18 protein-coding genes are annotated in these 19,939 nt (G+C 66.1%); 9 read left to right on the top strand and 9 right to left on the bottom strand.

Features of this window, described 5'->3' with window-relative positions; genetic code table 11:
• Position 1: 1 nt before the first annotated feature.
• The 3 genes from paoC to paoA are packed head-to-tail and all read right to left on the bottom strand — an operon-like array spanning position 2 to position 3,823.
• Complete coding sequence (paoC, locus tag ASN89_RS14805; protein WP_058049787.1) at positions 2 to 2,206, bottom strand: aldehyde oxidoreductase molybdenum-binding subunit PaoC; 2,205 nt, start codon at positions 2,204 to 2,206, stop codon at positions 2 to 4.
• 4 nt (positions 2,207 to 2,210) lie between these two features.
• Entirely contained in the window at positions 2,211 to 3,170 is a 960-nt protein-coding gene (locus tag ASN89_RS14810) for an FAD binding domain-containing protein (protein ID WP_058049788.1), read from the bottom strand.
• Positions 3,167 to 3,823, bottom strand: coding sequence for an aldehyde dehydrogenase iron-sulfur subunit PaoA (gene paoA, locus ASN89_RS14815; RefSeq protein ID WP_058049789.1), 657 nt, complete (start codon positions 3,821 to 3,823; stop codon positions 3,167 to 3,169). The genes ASN89_RS14810 and paoA overlap by 4 nt, the downstream gene beginning before the upstream one ends.
• A 292-nt stretch (positions 3,824 to 4,115) precedes the next feature.
• Between paoA and ASN89_RS14820 the strand changes: the two genes are divergently transcribed.
• The 3 genes from ASN89_RS14820 to ASN89_RS14830 are packed head-to-tail and all read left to right on the top strand — an operon-like array spanning position 4,116 to position 6,963.
• Positions 4,116 to 5,132, top strand: coding sequence for a M14 family zinc carboxypeptidase (locus ASN89_RS14820; RefSeq protein ID WP_058049790.1), 1,017 nt, complete (start codon positions 4,116 to 4,118; stop codon positions 5,130 to 5,132).
• The gene (locus ASN89_RS14825) at positions 5,129 to 5,935 is read left to right on the top strand and encodes an alpha/beta fold hydrolase (protein WP_058049791.1); all 807 of its coding nucleotides are present in this window, start codon (positions 5,129 to 5,131) and stop codon (positions 5,933 to 5,935) included. Before ASN89_RS14820 ends, ASN89_RS14825 begins: the two co-directional genes overlap by 4 nt.
• The gene (locus ASN89_RS14830) at positions 5,926 to 6,963 is read left to right on the top strand and encodes a serine hydrolase domain-containing protein (RefSeq protein WP_152988576.1); all 1,038 of its coding nucleotides are present in this window, start codon (positions 5,926 to 5,928) and stop codon (positions 6,961 to 6,963) included. Before ASN89_RS14825 ends, ASN89_RS14830 begins: the two co-directional genes overlap by 10 nt.
• Before the next feature lie 3 nt (positions 6,964 to 6,966).
• On the opposite strand, the gene ASN89_RS14835 is transcribed toward ASN89_RS14830, so the two are convergent.
• Together ASN89_RS14835 and ASN89_RS14840 are read right to left on the bottom strand one after the other, a co-directional pair.
• A complete protein-coding gene (locus ASN89_RS14835; RefSeq protein ID WP_058049792.1) occupies positions 6,967 to 8,097 on the bottom strand; it encodes a YbfB/YjiJ family MFS transporter in 1,131 nt (376 codons plus the stop codon).
• The gene (locus tag ASN89_RS14840) at positions 8,094 to 8,969 is read right to left on the bottom strand and encodes a LysR family transcriptional regulator (protein WP_058049793.1); all 876 of its coding nucleotides are present in this window, start codon (positions 8,967 to 8,969) and stop codon (positions 8,094 to 8,096) included. The genes ASN89_RS14835 and ASN89_RS14840 overlap by 4 nt, the downstream gene beginning before the upstream one ends.
• Before the next feature lie 87 nt (positions 8,970 to 9,056).
• Here ASN89_RS14840 and ASN89_RS14845 point away from each other — a divergent pair, with 87 nt between their 5' ends.
• Positions 9,057 to 10,118 (top strand): NAD(P)H-dependent flavin oxidoreductase, encoded by a 1,062-nt coding sequence (locus tag ASN89_RS14845; protein ID WP_058049794.1) that lies wholly within the window; start codon positions 9,057 to 9,059, stop codon positions 10,116 to 10,118.
• A 41-nt stretch (positions 10,119 to 10,159) separates the two neighbouring features.
• On the opposite strand, the gene ASN89_RS14850 is transcribed toward ASN89_RS14845, so the two are convergent.
• Positions 10,160 to 11,560 (bottom strand): PLP-dependent aminotransferase family protein, encoded by a 1,401-nt coding sequence (locus tag ASN89_RS14850; protein ID WP_200969045.1) that lies wholly within the window; start codon positions 11,558 to 11,560, stop codon positions 10,160 to 10,162.
• Between the two features lie 284 nt (positions 11,561 to 11,844).
• Between ASN89_RS14850 and ASN89_RS14855 the strand changes: the two genes are divergently transcribed.
• Positions 11,845 to 12,090, top strand: a complete 246-nt coding sequence (locus ASN89_RS14855) for a hypothetical protein (protein WP_046685013.1) — start codon at positions 11,845 to 11,847, stop codon at positions 12,088 to 12,090.
• A gap of 550 nt (positions 12,091 to 12,640) precedes the next feature.
• Here the strand turns inward: ASN89_RS14855 and ASN89_RS14860 are convergent.
• From ASN89_RS14860 to ASN89_RS14870, 3 genes are read right to left on the bottom strand one after another with little or no spacing between them, the layout of a single operon-like run.
• Positions 12,641 to 13,090, bottom strand: coding sequence for a VOC family protein (locus tag ASN89_RS14860; protein ID WP_058049795.1), 450 nt, complete (start codon positions 13,088 to 13,090; stop codon positions 12,641 to 12,643).
• Between the two features lie 42 nt (positions 13,091 to 13,132).
• Positions 13,133 to 13,933, bottom strand: a complete 801-nt coding sequence (locus ASN89_RS14865) for a TOTE conflict system archaeo-eukaryotic primase domain-containing protein (RefSeq protein ID WP_082654584.1) — start codon at positions 13,931 to 13,933, stop codon at positions 13,133 to 13,135.
• Between the two features lie 60 nt (positions 13,934 to 13,993).
• Entirely contained in the window at positions 13,994 to 15,511 is a 1,518-nt protein-coding gene (locus ASN89_RS14870; RefSeq protein WP_058049805.1) for an MFS transporter, read from the bottom strand.
• A 142-nt stretch (positions 15,512 to 15,653) separates the two neighbouring features.
• On the opposite strand from ASN89_RS14870, the gene ASN89_RS14875 reads away from it, so the two are divergent.
• The 4 genes from ASN89_RS14875 (at position 15,654) to ASN89_RS14890 (ending at position 19,936) form a co-directional block, all read left to right on the top strand.
• Positions 15,654 to 16,514, top strand: a complete 861-nt coding sequence (locus ASN89_RS14875; protein WP_058049806.1) for a LysR substrate-binding domain-containing protein — start codon at positions 15,654 to 15,656, stop codon at positions 16,512 to 16,514.
• A 61-nt stretch (positions 16,515 to 16,575) separates the two neighbouring features.
• Positions 16,576 to 17,295 carry an SDR family oxidoreductase gene (locus tag ASN89_RS14880; RefSeq protein WP_058049796.1) on the top strand — a complete coding sequence of 240 codons (720 nt, stop codon included), beginning with the start codon at positions 16,576 to 16,578 and terminating at the stop codon, positions 17,293 to 17,295.
• 183 nt (positions 17,296 to 17,478) lie between these two features.
• Positions 17,479 to 18,093 carry a glutathione transferase GstA gene (gene gstA, locus ASN89_RS14885; protein WP_058049797.1) on the top strand — a complete coding sequence of 205 codons (615 nt, stop codon included), beginning with the start codon at positions 17,479 to 17,481 and terminating at the stop codon, positions 18,091 to 18,093.
• Between the two features lie 286 nt (positions 18,094 to 18,379).
• A complete protein-coding gene (locus tag ASN89_RS14890) occupies positions 18,380 to 19,936 on the top strand; it encodes an FAD-dependent monooxygenase (protein ID WP_058049798.1) in 1,557 nt (518 codons plus the stop codon).
• Positions 19,937 to 19,939 lie beyond the last annotated feature (3 nt).

Below are 19,939 nucleotides of genomic sequence, written 5' to 3' on the forward strand. Positions count from 1 at the left end.
TCTACGCCGTCAGCTTTTTATCGAACTTGACTATCAGCTTGTCCAAGGTCACCGGATAGTCGCGCACGCGCACGCCGGTGGCGTTGTAGACGGCGTTCGCGATGGCCGCCGCCACGCCGCAGATGCCCAGTTCACCCACGCCCTTGGCTTTCATGGGCGAAGACATCGGGTCTGTTTCATCGAGGAAGATGACGTCCTGGTGCGGAATGTCGGCGTGCACGGGCACTTCGTAGCTGGCCAGGTCATGGTTGACGAAGAAGCCGCGGCGCTGGTCGACCACCAGCTCTTCCATCAGGGCCGCGCCCACGCCCATGGTCATGGCGCCGATCACCTGGCTGCGGGCCGCTTTCGGGTTCAGGATGCGGCCGGCCGCGCACACGGCCAGCATGCGACGCACGCGCACTTCGCCCGTGTCGCTGTCCACGCCCACTTCCACGAAATGGGCGCCGAACGTCGATTGCTGGAATTTTTTATCGAGGTCGCCGTATTCCATATGGTCTTCCGCGACGACGTCGCCATGGTAGGCGGCGGCAGCAAGCGGCACGCTGCGCTCGCCCTGGCTCACTTGCCCATCGGAAAAGCGCGCCTCCTTCTCATCGAAGCCCAGCTTGGCGGCGATGGCCTGGCGCAGGCGCACGCAGGCCGCGTACACGCCGGCCGTGGAACTGTTGCCGCCCCACTGTCCGCCCGAACCGGCCGAGACGGGGAAATCCGAGTCGCCCAGGCGCACGACCACCTTGTTCAAGGTCACGCCCAGCATTTCCGCCGCCGTCTGCGCAATGATGGTGTAACTGCCCGTACCGATGTCCGTCATGTCCGTTTCCACCGTCACGATGCCGTTGCCGTCCAGGCGCACGCGGGCGGCGGACTGCATGACGAGGTTGTTGCGGAAGGCGGCGGCCACGCCCATGCCCACGAGCCAGCGGCCGTCTCGCCGCATGCCGGGCTGGCTTTGCCGTTCTTTCCAGCCGAATTCCACGGCGCCCGTGCGCAGGCAGTCGATCAGGCGGCGCTGGGAAAACGGCCTGCTCGGCTTTTCCGGGTCCACTTTCGTGTCGTTCAGGATGCGGAAGACGATGGGGTCCATTTTCAGCTTGTCCGCCATCTCGTCCATGGCGATTTCCAGCGCCATCATCCCCGGCGCTTCGCCCGGCGCGCGCATGGCGTTGCCTTCCGGCAGGTCGAGCACGGCCAGGCGCATGGCCGTCATGCGGTTGGGCCCCGCATACAGCAGCCGCGTCTGCATCACGGCCGTTTCCGGCTGGCCTCCCTTGAGGTCGCCGGACCACGATTCATGGCCGATGGCCGTGATCTTGCCATCGCGCGTGGCGCCGATGCGCAGGCGCTGGATGGTGGCGGGCCGGTGCGTCGTGTTGTTGATCATCAAGGGCCGCGTCAGGGCGACCTTGACGGGACGCTGCGCCGCGCGTGCACCCAGCGCCGCCAGCAAGGCTTCCGCGCGCACGAACAGCTTGCCGCCGAAACCGCCGCCGATATACGGCGACACGATGCGCACCTTGTCCTTCGCAATGCCAAGCGTGCGGGCCAGGTCGCCGCGGCCCCAGTCCACCATCTGGTTCGCCGTCCACACCGTCACCTTGTCGCCTTCCCACGCGGCAATCGAGGCGTGCGGCTCCATCATGGCGTGCGACTGGTCGGGCGTCGTGTAGGTGGCGTCCAGGCGCACGGGAGCATGGGCAAAGGCGCCGGCGAAGTTGCCCGCACGGCTGTCAGGCTTGCCCTCCTTCGGCTTGGCGGCGCCGCCTTTGGCCTTGGCCAAGTCGAAAGCGCCCTGCTGCTCGACATATTTCACATCGAGCAGCTGCGCGGCCGAGCGGGCTTGCTCGAAGGTTTCCGCCACCACCAGCGCGATGGCCTGGTGGTAATGTTCAATATCCGGCCCACCCAACAACTTTGCCGTGTTCATCTTGCCTTTGCCCAGCTTGCCCGCCGATTCCGCCGTCACCACGGCCAGCACGCCCGGCGCACGCCGCGCGGCGCTGGTGTCGATCGACGCGATGCGCCCCTTGGCAATCGCCGCGCCGACGACATGGCCGTAGGCCGCATGCGGCGCGGCCTTGTTCTGCTCGTACGCGTACGGCGCCGTGCCCGTGGTTTTCAGGGGGCCGTCGATACGGTCCGTGGGACGGCCCACGACTTTCAGCTGGTCGATGGGATTGGTGGTCGCAGGTGTCGTAAATTTCATGGCCCTAGCCTTTCTTTGCTTGTGCTTCAGCCAGCACCGAGGCAATCGTGCGCTGCGCCAGGGTCACCTTAAAGGCGTTGTCGTCAGTCGGCCTGGCGCCGGCCAGCAGGCGTTCGCTGACGGCGGCGGCGCCCTCGGGCATCGCCTGCTCGGCGCCAGAAATTCTCCACGGTTGCGGCGCGACGCCGCCCAAGGCCAGCCTGCCCGTGCCATTGGGCAAGATGATGGCCGCCACGGATACGAGCGCGAACGCGTACGAGGCCCGGTCGCGCACCTTGCGGTAGACATGCGTGCCGCCAACGGGCCGGGGCAAGGTCACGCTGGTGATCAGTTCGCCCGGCTGCAGCACGGTTTCCACGTGCGGCGTGTTGCCCGGCAAACGGTAAAAGTCGGCGATGGGGATGCTGCGCACGGCGCCGTCGGCCCGCACCGTATCGATGGCGGCGTCGAGCACGCGCATGGCCACGGCCATGTCGCTCGGATGCGTGGCGATGCAGGCCTCGCTGCCGCCCACAATCGCGAGCGGCCGGCTGAAGCCGACTATGGCCGAGCAGCCGCTGCCCGGCACGCGCTTGTTGCAGGCCTGGTTCGTGTCATAGAAATACGGGCAGCGCGTGCGCTGCAGCAGGTTGCCGGCCGTCGTCGCCTTGTTGCGCAGCTGCGCCGAAGCGCCGGCCAGCAAGGCGCGCGACAGCACGGCATAGTCGCGCCGCACCGTGGCGTGCGCGGCCAAGGCAGTGTTGCGCACGAGGGCGCCGATGCGCAAGCCGCCGTCGGCCGTGGTCTCCACTTTATCCAATGCAAGGCCATTGACGTCGATCAGATGCGCGGGCGTCTCGATTTCCAGCTTCATCAGGTCGAGCAGATTCGTGCCGCCCGCGATGAAGCGGGCGCCCGGTGTGTTCACGGCGGCGGCCGCCGCTTCGGCCGGCGAGGCGGCCTTCTGGTAGCTGAATACCCTCATGCCGGCCTCCCCGCCACCTCGGTGATCGCTTCGATGATGTTGGAGTAGGCGCCGCAGCGGCAGATGTTGCCGCTCATGCGTTCGCGCAATTCTTCCGGCGTCGCCTGCGGGGCCGCGTTCAAGTCCACGCTGACGTGGCTGGGGATGCCCTGGCGGATTTCGCCCAGCGCGGCGACGGCCGAGCAGATCTGCCCCGGGGTGCAATAGCCGCACTGGTAGCCGTCGTGCGCGATGAAGGCAGCCTGCATCGGATGCAATTTCTCCGGCGTGCCCAGCCCCTCGATGGTGGTGACCTTGGCGCCGTCATGCATCACCGCAAGAGTCAAGCAGGCATTGATGCGCTGGCCGTGGAGCATGACGGTGCAGGCGCCGCACTGGCCGTGGTCGCAGCCCTTCTTGGTGCCCGTCAGCTGCAGATGTTCGCGCAAGGCGTCGAGCAAGGTGGTGCGCGTGTCGAGTTCCAGGCTGTGGCGCTGGCCGTTGACGTCGAGGCTCACTTTCATCAGGACTGGTTGCGTCTGGCCGCTCGTGCTGACGGCCTGCGCCGCCCCCGCCGCTCCTGCCACACCGGGCACGGCCGCGGCCGTGGCCGACAGCGCACCGGCGATCAGCAAGCCGCGCCTGCCGGCATTGATTTGATGGAACTCTGTCATCTCGCGCTTCCTCCTGGCTGTGGACTGGCTGGGTGGGCGCATGCAGGCCCGAAGCACCAGAATGACGACCCGATTCCTACGCGTCTGTACGCGAACGAACGTTCAGGCGCCCCTGTCGACAGGAAGAGCGATGGCATGGCGGGGCAAGCAGCCTTGTCTCGGCGGCAATAAAATACACGGCAAACATGACGGCTTCGTGACATGGCGCAGTGCGCAAATTTCGCCATGCGGGACGTCTGGCGCGGCCGTGATTTCGGCTACACTGGCTGCTACTTTCCCATTCAGACGCCTGATGATCGAAAAGAATCTGCCCGAGCTGGTCATGCTGAAGCGCCTCATCGACGAGGGCGGCAGCCACCTGGAAGTGGCCGCGCCCTGCAGCATCGCCATGGATGGGCGCGAGTTTCCCGTGTACTCGATCGCCATGGGCAATCCCAGCCCCGACGTGCCCGTGCTGGGCTTTTTCGGCGGCATCCACGGTCTCGAACGCATCGGCACGCAAGTGCTGCTATCCTTTTTGGAAAGCCTGATCGCGCGCCTGCGCTGGGACGCCACCTTGCACCAGCAGCTGGAAAGCATGCGCCTCGTGTTCATGCCGCTGGTCAATCCGGGCGGCATGTGGCAAGCGACGCGCTGCAATCCGCAGGGCGTGGACCTGATGCGCAATGCGCCATTGAGCGCGCGCGAAAAAGTGCCGTTCATGCTCGGTGGACAGCGCTACAGCGCCCGCCTGCCCTGGTATCGGGGCGCTGCCGGGGGACCGATGGAGGTGGAAAGCCAGGCCGTGTGCGACCTCGTCGAGCGCGAACTGCTGTCGCGCCAGTTCAGCATCGCCCTCGATTGCCATTCCGGTTTCGGCTTGCGCGACCGCATCTGGTTTCCCCATGCGCATACCAAGGTGCCCATAGCCCACCTGGCCGAGATCGGCGCGCTGGAAGAGCTGTTCAGCCAGAGCTATCCCAATCACAACTATGTGTTCGAGCCGCAAAGCCGGCAATACCGCACCCATGGCGACCTGTGGGACTATCTGTACCTGAACGGCACGAGCTACAGCGGACGCGTGTTCCTGCCGCTGACCCTGGAAATGGGTTCATGGCGCTGGGTCAAGAAAAACCCGCGCCAGCTGTTCAACCGCGTCAGCATCTTCAACCCCACGGCCGCGCACCGCCTGCAGCGCGTGCTGCGGCGCCACCTAGTCTGGTTCGATTTCCTCATGCGCGCCGCCAGCAGCCACGGCCGCTGGATGCCGGAAGGCTTGCTGCGCAAGGCGCAGCGCCGGCGCGCCCTGGCGCAATGGTATGAATCATGAGCGGCGCGCACACCTGGGTCCTGCTGCGCGGCCTGATGCGCGAACAGCGCCACTGGGGCAGTTTTCCCGCCACCCTGGCGCGCGCCCTACCCGGCGCCCACATCGTCACGCCCAACCTGCCCGGCAACGGCACGCGCCACGCGCAGGACAGCGCCACCCGCGTGGCCGCCATGGTGGAAGACTGCCGCCAGCAATTGCAGGCGCGCGGCATCCCGGCGCCGTACCACTTGCTGGCCCTGTCGCTGGGCGGCATGGTGGCCGTCGAATGGGCTCACCGCTACCCGCAGGAAATCGCCCGCTGCGTACTGATCAACACCAGCATGCGGCCGTTCAATCCGTTTTACCGGCGCTTGCGCTGGCAAAACTATGGCGCCCTGCTGCGACAATTGATCTTTGGCGACCCGCGCAGCCAGGAAAGTCTGATCCTGCGTCTGACCAGCCAGCGGCATGCTGGCGGCAACCCCACCCTGCTGGCCGAGTGGCTCAGCTACCAGCAGCAATTCCCGGTCAGCCGGCGCAACGCGCTGCGCCAGTTGCTGTCGGCCGCCCGCTACCGCGCCCCGGCAATCCGCCCGGCCATGCCCGTGCTGGTGATGGCCGGCGCGCTGGACCGATTGGTCGACCACCGCTGCTCGCAGCGCCTGGCCCGCGCCTGGCAGGCGGACTGTTTGATCCACGGCGGCGCGGGCCACGACTTGCCGCTCGACGAGGGGACCTGGGTGGCGCAGTCGGTGGCGAGGTGGCTGGGCGTGGCAGCGACAGACGATAACAAGATAAACACGGCACAATCATCATGCAGATAAGCAACCTTACAGAGCAATTGACAGCGCTGGTGGAAGCCGGCGTACGCGAACATATTTTTCCAGGCGCGGCCTGGGCCGTGGGCACCCTGGACCACCACGTTACGAGCGCGGCCGGACGGCTCACGCCCGAACCTTCCAGCGCCGCCATGCAGGTCGACACATTGTTCGACATCGCGTCGCTGACGAAGATCATCAGCGTGTGGTCGCTGGTCGGCCAGCTGGTGAAGCAGAAACGCCTGGGGCTGGACAGCCGGCTCGCCGACGTCTTGCCCGGCACGGCAAGCTACGCGCTGGCGCCGATCACGGTTTTCCAGCTGCTCACCCACACTGCCGGCCTGCCGCTGCGCGCCCGCTTGCGCGCCAGCTATGGCGAGGTGTACGACGATATCGTGCGCGGCGTGCTGCGCGAGCCGCTGGAAGGCATACCAGGCCAGGCCGTGGAATACACGGACCGCGCGGCCCTGATCCTCGGCCTGGTCATCGAGCGGCTGCTGGGCATGCCGCTGGACGTGGCCCTTGCCGAACATGTGCTGCAGCCGCTGGGCATGACCGCCACGGGCTACGGTCCCGTGGCGCCACGGCACGGCCAGCTGATCGCGCCGACCGAATTCTGCGAGCAGGCGGGCGCCCACCTGTGTGGCGTCGTGCATGATTTTTCAACCCGGCTGCTGGGCGGCGTGTGCGGCATTGCCGGCCTGTTTTCCAATGTGCCGGACCTGGAGCGCTTCCTGCGGGCGATGCTGACTCCGCATGGCGATGTGTTTGACGCCGCCTGGGTGAGGGAATCGCTGAGGGTACAGACGGGCGAGCTGCAGCCCTCGCGCGGCCTGTTCTGGCATCCGGCGGCAGGCACCGGGCCGCAAGACGACGTCTGGTGCCACCTGGGCTTCACGGGCACGGCCATGTGGCTCAGCCCCCGGCGCGGCCGCTATGCCGTGCTGCTGACGAACAAACTGTATTACACGCGCGAGTTCGACAGGATCAATGCGCTGCGCCGCGACTTCATGCGCTGCGCATTCGATCTCTGATTTTTACAACCGCAGGCTGACGATAATCGCCAGCAGCAGCGCGCCAGCCGCCGCCAATAACGCACTGTTGAAACTGTGCGACTGCGCATACAGGCTGCCGGCCAGCACGGGGCCGATGATCTGGCCGATGCCATACACCACCGTCATGAAGGCCATCATGTTGGTGCCCGCCTTGACGGCGGCCCGCTGCGCGGCCGGCATGGCGATGGTCACCGTGCCGACAAACGTGCCGCCGACGAGGATGGCGCTGAGCAGATAGCCGGCGGCCGAGGGCGCCAGCACGGGCAAGGCCACGCCTAGCGCCTGCAGCAGCAAATTGAGCCTCAATGCCTGGCGCGTGCCAAGTCGCTCGTGCAGTCGGTGCCACAGGAAGCACGACGGCGCCGCCCCGAGGCCGAACACGGCCCACACGTGGGCGGAGTTCAGCCCGGGCAAGGCCGCGCCGACCAGCACGGGCAAATACGTGGCCGTGACGATATAACCAAATCCCGCCAGCCCGTAGATCAGCACGAGCGGCCACGGCGCGACGGGCGCCAGGGACGATGCGGCGGCTTGCGCCGGTGCGGCCAGGGTTGCCTGGCCGCTGGCGGCAATGGCTGGCGCGGCCGCCAGCCCCGCCAGCACGGTGACGCCGGCCAGCAGCAGCCACATGCCGGCGCTGCGCCAGCCCAGGTGCGACGCCAGCACCAGCAATTCGGCCGACACGGCGATGCCGGCGCCCACGCCCGCATACAGCAGCGGCGCGCCGCGACCATGGCCGCGCTGCACCAGCAGCCATAACGACGCGGCCACCATGGCCAGGGCGCTGAAGACGCCGGCCACGCCACGCACCGTCACGATGAGCCAGACGGGCATAGTCAAGGCCAGCACGCCCAGGCACAGCGCCGTGCCGGCCACCGACCACAGGCACAGCCGGTGCGCGCTGTGGGCACGCGCGCGCATGGCCAGGACGGCGCCCAGCAAATAGCCGGCATAGTTGGCCGAGGCGGCCAGGCTGCCGTCGCGCAAGCTCAAGACGCCTTCCTCGACCATGTGCGGATAGATGGCCGTGAAAGCAAAGCGGCCAAAGCCCATGCCGATGGCGAGGATGACGGCCGCGGCGATGGCCGCGCGCAGCCTGGCCGCCGCGCTCATGCCGCCGCCTCGCCCACTTGCGCCAGCAAATGCTGGAAGGCGGGCACGTCGAATCCCGCGCGCCACACCAGCACGGTGTCAATTGCCCCTGCGGGCAGGGTTGTCAAGGTGGCCGGCGCGTCCGACAGCGCCAGCACGCTGGCCGGCAGCAAGGTCACGCAAGCGCCGGCCGCCACGCAGGCGATCATCGTGTGATATGAGCTCATTTCCTGCACCTGCCATTGCGTGCTGCCCGCCACGCCCAGCATTTCCTCCGCGATGCCGCGGTAGGTGCAGCCCTGCGGGAAGGCCGCCAGCGAGCGCGTGCGCACGTCCGAGGCGCGGCGCGCCTGCGCTTCGCTGGCTGGCAGCAGCAAGCACAACTCTTCTCGCCACACGGCCGTCGATGCGAGGCCCAGCTCTTCCAGGGCGGCGGCGCCGCCGAACGCTGGCGGCAAGGCCACGAAGGCGCAGTCAAGCAAGCCCGTGCGCACTTGCTCGATCAGGGGACGCGACGGCCCCGTGCTCAGCGCCAGGCGCGTCGCCGGATAGCGGCCGTGGTACGCGGCCAGCAGCGCCGGCAAGCGGCTGGCCGCCGTGCTTTCCATGCTGCCGACGCGCAAGGTGCCGCCCTCGCGCCCGCCCGTGACGACGTGCCGCGCTTCCTCCGCCAGCGCCAGCAAACGCTGCGCATACTCGAGAAAACGCTCGCCGGCCGCCGTCAGGGCCATGCGTTTATTCGTGCGCACGAACAGTTCCGCGCCGATATCGGCTTCCAGCTGCTGGATGCGCGTGGTGACGCTGGATGGCGCGCGGCCCAGCCTGGCCGCAGCCTGGGTCACGCTCAGCTCACTGGCGACGGAGCAAAAAATCCGCAATGATTCGGTATCCATCGTATTCTTTATATGAAAATGATTGTGATATTATATTCTCCAAATACGAATACTGTACAGCCGCCTTAACTTCGTGAAGGAAACACCATGAGTTCAATCCAGCGCTTCCTCGGCCGCCTCGGCTTGCAGTTGCCGATCATCCAGGCGCCGATGGCAGGCATCTCCACGCCGCGCATGGCCGCCGCCGTCTCGAACGCGGGCGGCCTCGGCTCGCTGGCCATCGGCTCGGGCACCGTGGCGCAGGCCCGCCAGATGATCGCCGACACGCGCGCGCTGACGCACCGTCCCTTCAATGTGAATGTGTTTTGCCATGCGCCGGCGGTCAGGGATGCGCGGCGCGAAGCGGCCTGGCTGGCCCATCTGGCGCCTCTGTTTGCGGAGCTGGGCGCGGCCGTGCCCGTGGCGCTCGAGGAAATCTACGAAACGTTCATCGGCAATGAGGCGGCATTCGACCTGTTGCTGGAACAGCGCCCCGCCGTCGTCAGCTTTCATTTCGGCTTGCCGACGCAGCAGCAGATTGCCGCCCTGCGCCAGGCCGGCATCTACACGCTGGCCACGGCCACGAATCTGCGCGAAGCGGCCCTGATCGAACAGGCGGGCGTCGACGCCATCGTGGCGCAAGGCGTGGAAGCGGGCGGCCATCGCGGCGTTTTCGACCCGCATGCGCCGGACGAGCGCCACAGCACAAGCGTGCTGCTGCGCCTGCTGGCAGGACGCACCGCCCTGCCCCTCATCGCCGCCGGCGGCATCATGGATGGTGCCGGCATCCGCGCCGCGCTGGACCTGGGCGCCGCGGCCGCCCAGCTGGGCACGGCGTTCCTGCTATGCCCGGAATCGTCGGCCAATGCAGGCTACCGGGCCAACCTGAAAAGCGAACGGGCGGCGTCCACCCGCCTGACCAGCGTACTTTCGGGCCGCCTGGCGCGCGGCATGGTAAACCGTCTAATTGAATACGGCGAAGCGCCAGGCAGCCCGCCGCCAGCCGACTATCCCGTCGCCTACGATGCCGCCAAACAATTGAACGGGCTGGCCAGCCAGCACGGCAACAGCGAATTTGCCGCACAGTGGGCCGGCCAGGGCGCGCCGCTGGCGCGGGAAATGGGGGCGGAGGAACTGGTGTTGACACTGGCGAGGGAAATGGCGGCTTGATGCCAGGATGCTTCTGGAGAAAAGGAAGTGGCTCCTGACAGTTAAACCACGGCAGCGCTGAGCGACTCGGGCCGCCGCGCAAGCAGCTGAGACAGCCGTTGAAGACCCGCCTGCAAGCGTCCACGGTCCTTGATGCTGCCCAGGGAGATCCGGATGGCATTCACGGAGTCGCCGCCAGTGGCGAATGCCTCCGCCGGCGTGACGGCGATGCCGTAGCTGGCGGCTGCACGCGCAAGCTGCGAAGAGTGCCAATACGCCGGCAACTCGATCCATACATGCAGACCGTCTCCCGCGCCGCTGTAGCGCCCCGCCAGAATATCGCGGGCCATCCGGTGGCGCAGGCGCGCCTCCTTGCGTACGCCTTCCAGCAATCCGTCAGCCGAACCGTCGAGTATCCACTGCGTGGCCAGTGCCGCCGTCAGAGGCGCGACCATCAGCGCAAATGACCTGAGCGCGACCAGGAAACGCTCGCGTTCCTCCGGATCGCGTATCAGCACGAAGGCGACACGCAAGCCGGGTGTCAGGCATTTCGACAGGGTGGAGATGTAGAGCACCTGTTCCGGGGCAAACGTGGCGACAGGCGGTGGCGGAGCATCGGCAAGCAGCCAGTAGGGATCGTCCTCGACGATGCGTACGTCGCAGCGCTGCGCGATGCTGGCAAGCTCCTTGCGCCGGCGTTCCGGCATGGTGATGGCAGTCGGATTCTGCAATGTCGGATTGAGGTAGATCAGCCGGGGCTTGTGCTGGCGGCACGCCTCCTCAAGCATCTCGGGCACCATCCCGTGCTTGTCCGCTTGCACCGCAATGATGTGCCGGCCGAATTGGGCCGCTGCGGCCCGCAAGCCGGGATAACTGGTTGGCTCTGCCAGGATGACGTCGCCAGGCTCCGTCAGCGCCAGGATCAATGCGGCGATCGCCGCTTGCGCACCGGGACAGACAACGACCTGCCGCGCATCCAGATGGCCAAACATCGGCGCCAGCCATGTGGCGCCAGCCTTGCGGTCGGAGTCGCTTCCCCCGCCCAGGTGGTAGGTCATCAGCAATTCATTATCTGCCCGCATCAGTACTTGAGACAAACCTTGTTTCAACATGTCGTCGAAGTCCACGCCAGCGGGCGGTGGCGGGGTATTCATGGAGAGGTCGAGGATGGCGGTCAATTCGACCTTCGGCGCCGCGACATACGTGCCGCGAGCACCGCGGCCTTCCAGCAAGTTGCGGCGCCTCGCTTCGTCGTAAGCGCGCGTGATCGTCGTCAGGTCGACTTCCAGCTGTGCTGCCAGGTGGCGCTGCGGTGGCAGACGGTCGCCCGGTCTCAACGATCCGTCTGCCACCGCCGCCTGCAATGCATCGGCAATCTGCAAAAAACGTGGCCCTCCGTGCACGGCCAAGCGCGGCAACCAGAGTGGCAAATGTTCATCTTGTATGGTTTTCAACTGGGACATTTTGTCTCAATGTATGGAGATTGTTTTAATGTAGTATGCATCAGAACGTGCAGCAACACCATCCTTGCATGGCGGTCGCTGACGTTTTCTCCTCGCTCCTCCGCATTCGGCACATCACTGCGCCCGATGCCCTTGTTATTTCATGGCTAGCTATAATGAAAGAGTCAAACAGGATGCCTGGGGGATAATTGAAAAAAAGGTTGGGACAGCAACTGCTGAAGCAGTGTTTTGAGGGAGTGCCCCTCGCGATAGGTAGTGTCAAGTAATAGACTGGAAATACTCAAATGATGGATTGGACCCCTATAGTCTTCGTTACATTCAAGGCTCTCGTGCTCGGCACGGGCATGTTCTTCGCCATCAAGTGGCATTACGACCAAGGGAAGAAGGACAAGGACAAGGCGAAGCAGAATCGCGCCGTGCTGCGCGCGAGCGGCAAGGTGGTCGCAGGCTTCGTGCTATTGCTCATGGGCCTGGGACTCGTCACCTTCTTCATTGTCAGGATGGTCGGTTTGGACATGACCCTCCCATGACGGTCAAGAATAACCGGCCGGTGCGTTGCCGGCCATTCGCGGCAGAAACGAGGCCAAGATCCGGCAAATCGTCTGCACGGAATGGTTGAAATCCGAAGACACGACATCAATCGGGCATGCTCATTGTCTTTGTTGCATTCCGCATCCAGCCGTTGATGTGCAGCGAAAACTGCACCGTATAGTATGTCAGTTTCGGCTTTGCTCAATGATCCAGGAGATACATTTGATGAAAATACTCAGCTTGGCGGGATTGGCGTTATTGGCAGGTGGTCTTTTCGGATGCGCCGGCATTCCCACGGCGCCTGTCACTTGTGCGGCGCCGGGAGGTTCCTGCTACGCCGGGCCGGGAGGGCCTTTGTACGCGGGGCCTGGCGGTGCCATGTATGCAGGCCCCGGAGGCCCCCGCTACGCAGGCCCCGGCGGCGCGTGTTATGCCGGCCCGGGAGGGGCCTGCAATGTCACGCCGGGCGGCGTCGGCACATGCCCCGCGATCTGCGCCGCACCGGGCTCGGATCCGATCCTGTAGTGTTCAAGGCCCTGCGGGATTCCCTCAGGACGTTTTCTGCGGCAACTGTTCGGCAAGTCCGATGAGGATTCCTTCGGGACCACGGATATAGCAGAGCCGATACATGTTTTCGTACCGGACGACTTCGCCGACCAGCTTCGCGCCGCGTTTGACGAGCCGGACGAGCGTATCGTCGATATCCTCGACGGTAAACATGACACGCAGGTAACCGAAAGCGTTCACCGGGGCGTTGCGGTGATCGGCGACCACGGGCGGCGCGAGGAAACGCGATAACTCGAGACGGCTGTGACCGTCCGGCGTCCGCAGCATGGCTATCTCCACGCGCATGCCGTGCAGACCGGTGACACCATCTGCCCAGTCTCCTTCAATTGGGGCGCGTCCTTCGAGAACGAGTCCAAGTTCGGTGAAGAACGCAATGGCGGCATCGAGGTCTGCTACCACGATGCCGACGTTGTCCATGCGCTTGACTGTCATGTTGCCTCCCGGGTGTTTAATGTAGGGATAAGGAGCGCCCGGCTACGGCAACCGGTGCCGGAAAGTCGGTTCGATATTACGCGCATGCAGCCAGCGCACGATGTCTTCCAGGCTGGCGTCCTGCAGCAGCAAGCCCGGCTGCGCCGGTGACTGGGACACTAGCGTTGGCAATGGAGCGGCGACGGGAGCGGGTACGGCCTCAAGCAACCCCGCATGCCCCTGCAGCTTGGCCAGCGCCTGCGCGAATTGTCCCGGGTTGATGCTGCGCAAGCTTTCCAGGAAGCCCAGCTGGGCGGCTGGCGGCGGCGGCATGTCCAGGCCAGGCTCGTCGACGAAGGCGGCGCCCATGCTGGGGTGGATGAAGGCGGCCCACTTGCCCGACGGCTGCAAGGCGGGCGGCAGCGCCGCCTGCTCCACGTCGGCGGGCGGCGCTGCGGCGAGGATGTCCGTCGAGGCGGGTAAAAAGGTGGAACGCAGCAGCTGCACGAACTGGCGCGCCTGGGCGACGGGCACGGGCGTGGCCAGCGACAGCCACAGCTGGAACGCCGTGCCCGAAATGCTGACGGCGGGCGCCGGCAAGTCCAGCTCGTGCTGCACGGCATTGGCGATCGCGCACAGCGCGCTCCAGTGCGCTTCTCCGCCGCCCTTGCCGCCAAATTCCAGCACCAGCGCACGCGTCAGACCGCTCCCGGTCACGAGTTGCACGGCCACCGTCTGCTCACCCGACAGATGGCGCGCCAGCACGGCCGGCGTCAGTGGCTGCGCGCCGCCGTCTGCGTCGACGTATTGCTGCTGTTCCTCGAACAGGTACAGGCGGGTGAGTTCGGAAATCAGTTTGTGCATGAGCGGCCTCGTAATGACATTGGCAAAACTTGCCAACATGCCCGGATTATAGCCTCCTGGCTATTCGCGCACCGGCAACCCGGCCGCCTGCCGCGCCCGCCCGGCGCCAAACACCAGCCAGCTGGCCACGGCGAACAGGCAGGCGGCCACGCCGCCATACAGCATCACGGCGCCAAATCCCTGAACCAATGCAAGCTTGGCCACGCCGGCCGGCAGCGCGCCGGCGACCTTGCCTGCCGATAAATCCTCGGCCATGGCGCGCAAGGTGGCCGCGTCCAGTCCGCCGGGAAGATGCGGCCGCAAGGCGGACCGGATGGCGTCGACGAGGATAAAGCCCATCAGCGCGATATTGATGGACAGGCTGATCATGCGCGCGCTGATGTCGATGCTGGACGCCATGCCGGCCCGTTCGCCGGGCACGGCGCCCGTCGTCGTGTTGGTGACGGGCGTGTTGGTCAAGCCCAGACCCGTGCCCGCCAGCAGACAGCCGGGCAGGATCGTCAGCCAGCTGGCGGCGTCCGCCTGGCTGCCCCACAGCATCAGCAGAAAGCCCGCGCCGATGGCCAGCAAGCCGGCGGGGATCACCGCATCGGCCCGGTAGCGCAGCGCCAGCCGCTCGGCCAGCGGCGGCACGAGCAAGGTGGGCAAGGTATAGGCCAGCAAGGTCAGGCCCGTGCCCAAACTGTCGTAGCCGAGGCCATGCTGCACATACAGGGGCAGATAAATCATGAGCGGCCAAAAACTGCAGTTCATGCCCGCCGAACCGAGCAAGGCGCCCGAGAAGCGGCGGATGCGAAAGACGGAAAAATCGACCATCGGTTCGGCCTGGCGCTGTTCGATGACGGCAAACGCGGCAAAACCAGCCAGCGCCATGGCCAGGCTGGCCAGCGTGCGCGGGTCCGCAAAACCCAGCGCCGGTCCCTGCGTGATGCACCAGGCAAGGCTGAACACGGCCAGCGACAGGGTGGCGATGCCGGCCACGTCCAGCTTGCGCCGCTGCGGATCGCGCGATTCGCTCACGCCCGGCGCCACCAGCAGCAGTGCCGCCAGCGCCAGCGGCCCGTGCACGAGAAATACCCACTGCCAGCTTGACAGCGCGACGATGGCCGCGCCGATGATGGGTCCGAAGCCCAGGCCCAGGCCAAACACGATGCCCCAGGCGCCAAACGCCCGGCCCCGCGCGGCGCCGGCCGGGAACTGCCCCGACAGCACGGCCACCTGGCAAATCAGCATGGCGCCGCCGGCCATGCCCTGTACCGCACGCGCCACGATCAGCACGCCCGTGCTGCCGGCCCAGCCGCATGCCAGCGAACTGACACCGAACAGTGCCAGGCTGGCGAGCAGCAAGCGCTTGCGGCCATAGCGGTCGGCCAGGGTGCCCGTGGCCATCAGCACGGTGGTGCAAGCCAGCGTGTAGGCGTTCATGATCCATTGCAAGTCCTTGAAGTCGCCATGCAGCACGGTTTCCAGGGTGGGCAGGATCACGGGGACGCTGGAAATTTCCAGGCCAAACATCAGCGAGGCCAGGCAGACGGCGGCCAGGGTGAGTGCGTTTTGTTGCGAAGTAGTCGGTAGCATCGAAGCCTTGCTTTCGGTAGTCATGGAGGGACGCGTAGTGCCGCAGCACTGCAAGCGACCATTCTAGAAAACCTCGACTCATGAGGGAAATGATAAAATTTTGTACAATTCATTCATTTTCATCATGAATCACGGGAGCGCCATGGACTTCGATACCGCCCTGCTGCGCGCCTTTGTGGCGGTACAGGACACGGGCGGCTTTACGCGTGCCGCCGAACGGCTGCACCTGAGCCAGTCCGCCATCAGCCACCAGATCCGCCGCCTGGAAGAGCAAGCGGGCACCGCGCTGCTGCTGCGCACGACGCGCAGCCTGCGCCTGACGGAAGACGGCGAGGATTTCCTGCGCCATGCGCGGCAAATCCTGACGGCCCAGGATGCCCTGTCGCGGCGCTTCCAGCGTTCCTCGATTGCCGGCGCCGTGCGCTTTGGCGTGCCGGAAAATTTCATGGGCGCGCGTTTGCCCGCCCTGCTGGCACAGTTCGCGCACCTGTTTCCTGCCGTGCGCCTGGATGTCACGGTGGGCACCTATCTTGACTTGCAAAAACTGGTCGCCGCCGATGCGCTGGACCTGGCCGTTGTCATGACCCTGGCCGATGGCCAGGATGAGGCGGCCGTGCTGCGCCGCACGCGCTTCGTCTGGGCCGCGGCGCACGACTTCCGGCACGATGGCGCGCTGCCGCTGCCGCTGGCGTTTTCACCCGCGCCCTGCATGCACCGGCAAGTGGGCGTCGACGCCCTCGATGGCGCCGGAATCGACTGGCGCGTGGCGTTCACCTCGCCCAGCCAGCAGGGCTTGCGCGCCGCCGTGCTGGCTGGCTTGGCGATCACGGCCCTGCCGCAAGGCGACCTGGAAGCGGGCATGGTGGTCATCGATGGCCAGCATGGTTTGCCCGCCCTGCCCGCGGCCCGGTTCCAGCTCGTCTGGCGCGCCGCCAGCAGTACGGCGGCGGCCGAAGCGTTCGGACAATTGCTGCGCGAGTGGTCAGCCGCCGCGGCGGCATGAAGTTGCAAAAAAGTGTAGCCTTCGCAGGTATACATTTTCAAGCCAAAGGCAATCCTCTTCCATGACATCCCGTACTTTTCTCGTCACCGGCGCGACACGCGGTATCGGCTATGCCATCAGCACCTTGCTGCATCAGCAAGGCCATCGGGTCATCGGCATCGCCCGGCACATTGAAGGCGTGGACTTTCCCGGCACCTTGGTGGCCTGCGATCTTGGCGACCTGGCGCAGACGGCGCAGGTTCTCAAGACGCTTGAACAAGAGTTTGACATCGATGGCATCGTGAACAATGCAGGCATTGCCTCGCCCCAGCCGCTGGGGCAAATCGACTTTGCCACCTTGCAGAACGTCTTCGACCTGAACGTGCGCGCCGCCATCCAGGTAACGCAGCAGTTCGTGGCGGCGATGAAGCAGCGCCGCTATGGCCGGATCGTGAATATCTGCAGCCGGGCCATCCACGGCAACGTGAACCGCACGGCCTATTCCGCCGCCAAAAGCGCCCTGGTCGGCTGCACGAAAACCTGGGCCCTGGAGTTGGCCGAACACGGCGTGACGGTCAATGCGGTCGCGCCAGGCCCCGTGGAAACGGAACTGTTCCGCAAGACCCGCCCCGTCGGCAGCGAGATGGAACGCCAGGTGCTTGCAACGATACCGATGCGGCGCCTGGGACAGCCCGATGAAATTGCCGCCGCCGTCGGCTTCCTGCTGTCGGAACAAGCCAGTTACGTGACAGGCCAGGTGCTGGCGGTCGATGGTGGAGGCAGCTTGGGCGGGCGCGCCTGAGCGGCCGTTAAAAAAACCGGGGCCGGCACCACGGCGGCGGCAGACTGCCCGGCGCCGGCGGCCATTTGAGCCAGCGCAAGTCTCCTCCGAGCGTGAACGGCGAATTGTACGAACACGCATTTACCCGCCGCCTGCGCAGGACTATAGTGGCGTCTTCCCAATCTGTTCAAGGATAGGATCGCCATGAAACTCTTTTACTCGCCGGGCGCCTGCTCGCTGGCGCCGCACATCATCCTGCGCGAAACGGGCACGCCGTTCACCCTGGTCAAGGTCGACCTGGGCCAGCACAAGACGCCGGAAGGCGGCAATTACTATGAACTGAACCCGAAAGGCCTGGTGCCGCTGCTGGCGCTCGACGATGGCAGGACCTTGAGCGAAGGCCCCGTCATCGCCCAGTACATCGCCGAGCATGCCGGCAAGCACGACCTGCTGCCGCCCGTGGGCAACTTTGCCCGCTACAAGGTGATGGAATGGCAGAATTACATCACGTCCGAGCTGCACAAATCGTACAGCCCCCTGTTCGATTCCCGCATCGACGCCGCAACCAAGGCCCTGTTCATCGAGGAACTGGGCAAGAAATATGCGTGGATCAACAGCCGCCTGGAAGGCCAGGCCTACCTGACCGGCGACACGATGACCGTGGCCGATCCCTACCTGTTCGCCGTGACGGGCTGGGCGCCGCAGCTGGGCGTGGACCTGTCGCAACTGGCCAATGTGCAGGCATTCCTGGGCCGCATGACCGAGCGCGACAGCGTCAAGGCTGCTTGGGAAGCGGAAGGACTGGCCAAGGCCGCCTGAACGCCGTTGCATGGGGTTTCCCCGGGCTGGCGGCGCACGACAGTCCCGTGCTAAGATCGTGGCGTCGAAAAAGGTGGACCGGCGTGGTGAGCCCCGGTCAGCCGTCCGCCTGTGGACGGTCATATTCCAGCCCTGGGGGCCGCGGACCACGACGAAAAGCGGACGTGCGCCGTTTTTTCGTCGGCGTGCGTTCCGTCACCCTGCTGCCTGAACGGCGTTCCGCCTGCCGCGAAAATTCACCACGTCCTTGACCGAGTGTGCTCTGCACAACCTCCAGGACGACATCATGAACCCAGCTTCAATCCACACCCCTGTACTCATCATCGGCGGCAGCCTCGTCGGGCTTTCAGCCTCGCTCTTCCTCGCATGGCGGGGCGTGCCGCATATCCTCGTTGAAAAACACCACGGCAGCGCCGCGCATCCCCGCGCCACGGGCTTTACGGAACACACGCTGGAATTTTTCCGCGCCGCCGGCATCGCCGAACGCATCCCCCAGGTGCCGCCCGGCGCCAGCGTGCGCCGCGCCCGCGTGGAAAGCCTGGCGGGTCAGCACTACGAGGAATTGCCGTGGACGCCAGGCCAGCCGGAAGAGCGCGACGGCAAGGCCTCGCCCACGACCGGTGCCGCCATCGCCCAGGACTTGCTGGAGCCGATCCTGCGCGAGGCCGCCCGCGCGCGCGGCGCGGACCTGCGCACGGGCGTGGGACTGCTGTCCGTGCAGCAGGATGCGCAGTGCGTCACGGCGCAGCTGCGCCAGCGCGATACGGGCGCATGCTATGCCGTCACGGCCGATTACCTGATCGCCGCCGATGGCGCGGCCAGCCCCATCCGCGAACAGCTGGGCATCGCGCGCCAGGGCGCAGGTCCCCTGCGCGTGCTGCGCAGCGTGCTGTTCCGCTGCGCGGAGGCAGACGCCTTTCTGGAACGGGGCATCCGCCAGTTCGACATCGACCAGCCAGGCTTCAAGGGCTTCCTGGGCACGTATTCCGATGGGCGCTGGTTCCTCATGTTTGAAGAGCAAAGCGATAGCACTGACGAGCAATTGCGGGCGCTGGTCCGCCAGGCCCTGGGCAAGGACATGGCGTTCGAGCTGATCACCACGGGGCGCTGGGAGCTGGCAGGCCTGATCGCGGACAGGTTCAGCGAGGGGCGCATTTTCCTGGCCGGCGATTCTGCCCATCAATTGCCGCCCACGCGCGGCGGCTATGGCGCCAACACGGGCATCGACGACGTCTACAACCTGGCATGGAAGCTGCAAAGGGTCCTGCGGCGGCAATCGCGCCCCGCCCTGCTCGACACCTACACGGACGAGCGCCGGCCCATCGCCTGGCTGCGGCACCAGCAAACCTTCGCCCGGCCGGACTATGCGAAATGGGTCGGCGATGGCTACCAGGACGCGCCACTGTATGGCAACCTGGCGATGGAACTGGGCCAGCTGACGCGCTCTGGCGCCATCCTCGGCGCGGACGCGGCACTGCCGCCGGCCGCCCATCCGCGCGACTGGGCCGGCCAGCCAGGCACGCGCGCGCCCCACGTATGGGTCCGGCATCGCGGCAACAGCATCTCCAGCATCGACCTGTTGACCGAGGATTTCGTGCTGCTGACAGCCGATCCGCGCTGGTCCGCTGCCGCCGCGCACCTATCGTTGAAGACCTTGCTGGCCGGCGCCGACGTGGTTTTCCCCGCCGATCAGGCCTTCGGCGACACCTTCGGCACAGGCGATGACGGCGCCGTGATCGTCCGGCCGGACGGCATCATCGCGTGGCGCTCGGCGCCGTCTGCGGCGCCGGACGCCACGCTGCTGCGCGCGGTGATGGAAAAAATCGCCTTGCCGCACGGCTGACGG

Origin of the sequence: Janthinobacterium sp. Ant5-2-1 (assembly GCF_001445815.1) — a bacterium.
Taxonomy (GTDB): domain Bacteria; phylum Pseudomonadota; class Gammaproteobacteria; order Burkholderiales; family Burkholderiaceae_D; genus Janthinobacterium; species Janthinobacterium lividum_E.

Coding starts and splice junctions, on each gene's coding strand:
- paoA (WP_058049789.1), bottom strand. CDS start 3,823: ATGACAGAGTTCCATCAAATCAATGCCGGCAGGCGCGGCTTGCTGATC.
- ASN89_RS14875 (WP_058049806.1), top strand. CDS start 15,654: ATGGACTTCGATACCGCCCTGCTGCGCGCCTTTGTGGCGGTACAGGAC.
- ASN89_RS14865 (WP_082654584.1), bottom strand. CDS start 13,933: ATGCACAAACTGATTTCCGAACTCACCCGCCTGTACCTGTTCGAGGAA.
- ASN89_RS14845 (WP_058049794.1), top strand. CDS start 9,057: ATGAGTTCAATCCAGCGCTTCCTCGGCCGCCTCGGCTTGCAGTTGCCG.
- ASN89_RS14840 (WP_058049793.1), bottom strand. CDS start 8,969: ATGGATACCGAATCATTGCGGATTTTTTGCTCCGTCGCCAGTGAGCTG.
- ASN89_RS14850 (WP_200969045.1), bottom strand. CDS start 11,560: ATGTCCCAGTTGAAAACCATACAAGATGAACATTTGCCACTCTGGTTG.
- ASN89_RS14835 (WP_058049792.1), bottom strand. CDS start 8,097: ATGAGCGCGGCGGCCAGGCTGCGCGCGGCCATCGCCGCGGCCGTCATC.
- ASN89_RS14890 (WP_058049798.1), top strand. CDS start 18,380: ATGAACCCAGCTTCAATCCACACCCCTGTACTCATCATCGGCGGCAGC.
- paoC (WP_058049787.1), bottom strand. CDS start 2,206: ATGAAATTTACGACACCTGCGACCACCAATCCCATCGACCAGCTGAAA.
- ASN89_RS14825 (WP_058049791.1), top strand. CDS start 5,129: ATGAGCGGCGCGCACACCTGGGTCCTGCTGCGCGGCCTGATGCGCGAA.
- ASN89_RS14830 (WP_152988576.1), top strand. CDS start 5,926: ATGCAGATAAGCAACCTTACAGAGCAATTGACAGCGCTGGTGGAAGCC.
- ASN89_RS14880 (WP_058049796.1), top strand. CDS start 16,576: ATGACATCCCGTACTTTTCTCGTCACCGGCGCGACACGCGGTATCGGC.
- ASN89_RS14855 (WP_046685013.1), top strand. CDS start 11,845: ATGATGGATTGGACCCCTATAGTCTTCGTTACATTCAAGGCTCTCGTG.
- ASN89_RS14810 (WP_058049788.1), bottom strand. CDS start 3,170: ATGAGGGTATTCAGCTACCAGAAGGCCGCCTCGCCGGCCGAAGCGGCG.
- ASN89_RS14820 (WP_058049790.1), top strand. CDS start 4,116: ATGATCGAAAAGAATCTGCCCGAGCTGGTCATGCTGAAGCGCCTCATC.
- gstA (WP_058049797.1), top strand. CDS start 17,479: ATGAAACTCTTTTACTCGCCGGGCGCCTGCTCGCTGGCGCCGCACATC.
- ASN89_RS14870 (WP_058049805.1), bottom strand. CDS start 15,511: ATGCTACCGACTACTTCGCAACAAAACGCACTCACCCTGGCCGCCGTC.
- ASN89_RS14860 (WP_058049795.1), bottom strand. CDS start 13,090: ATGACAGTCAAGCGCATGGACAACGTCGGCATCGTGGTAGCAGACCTC.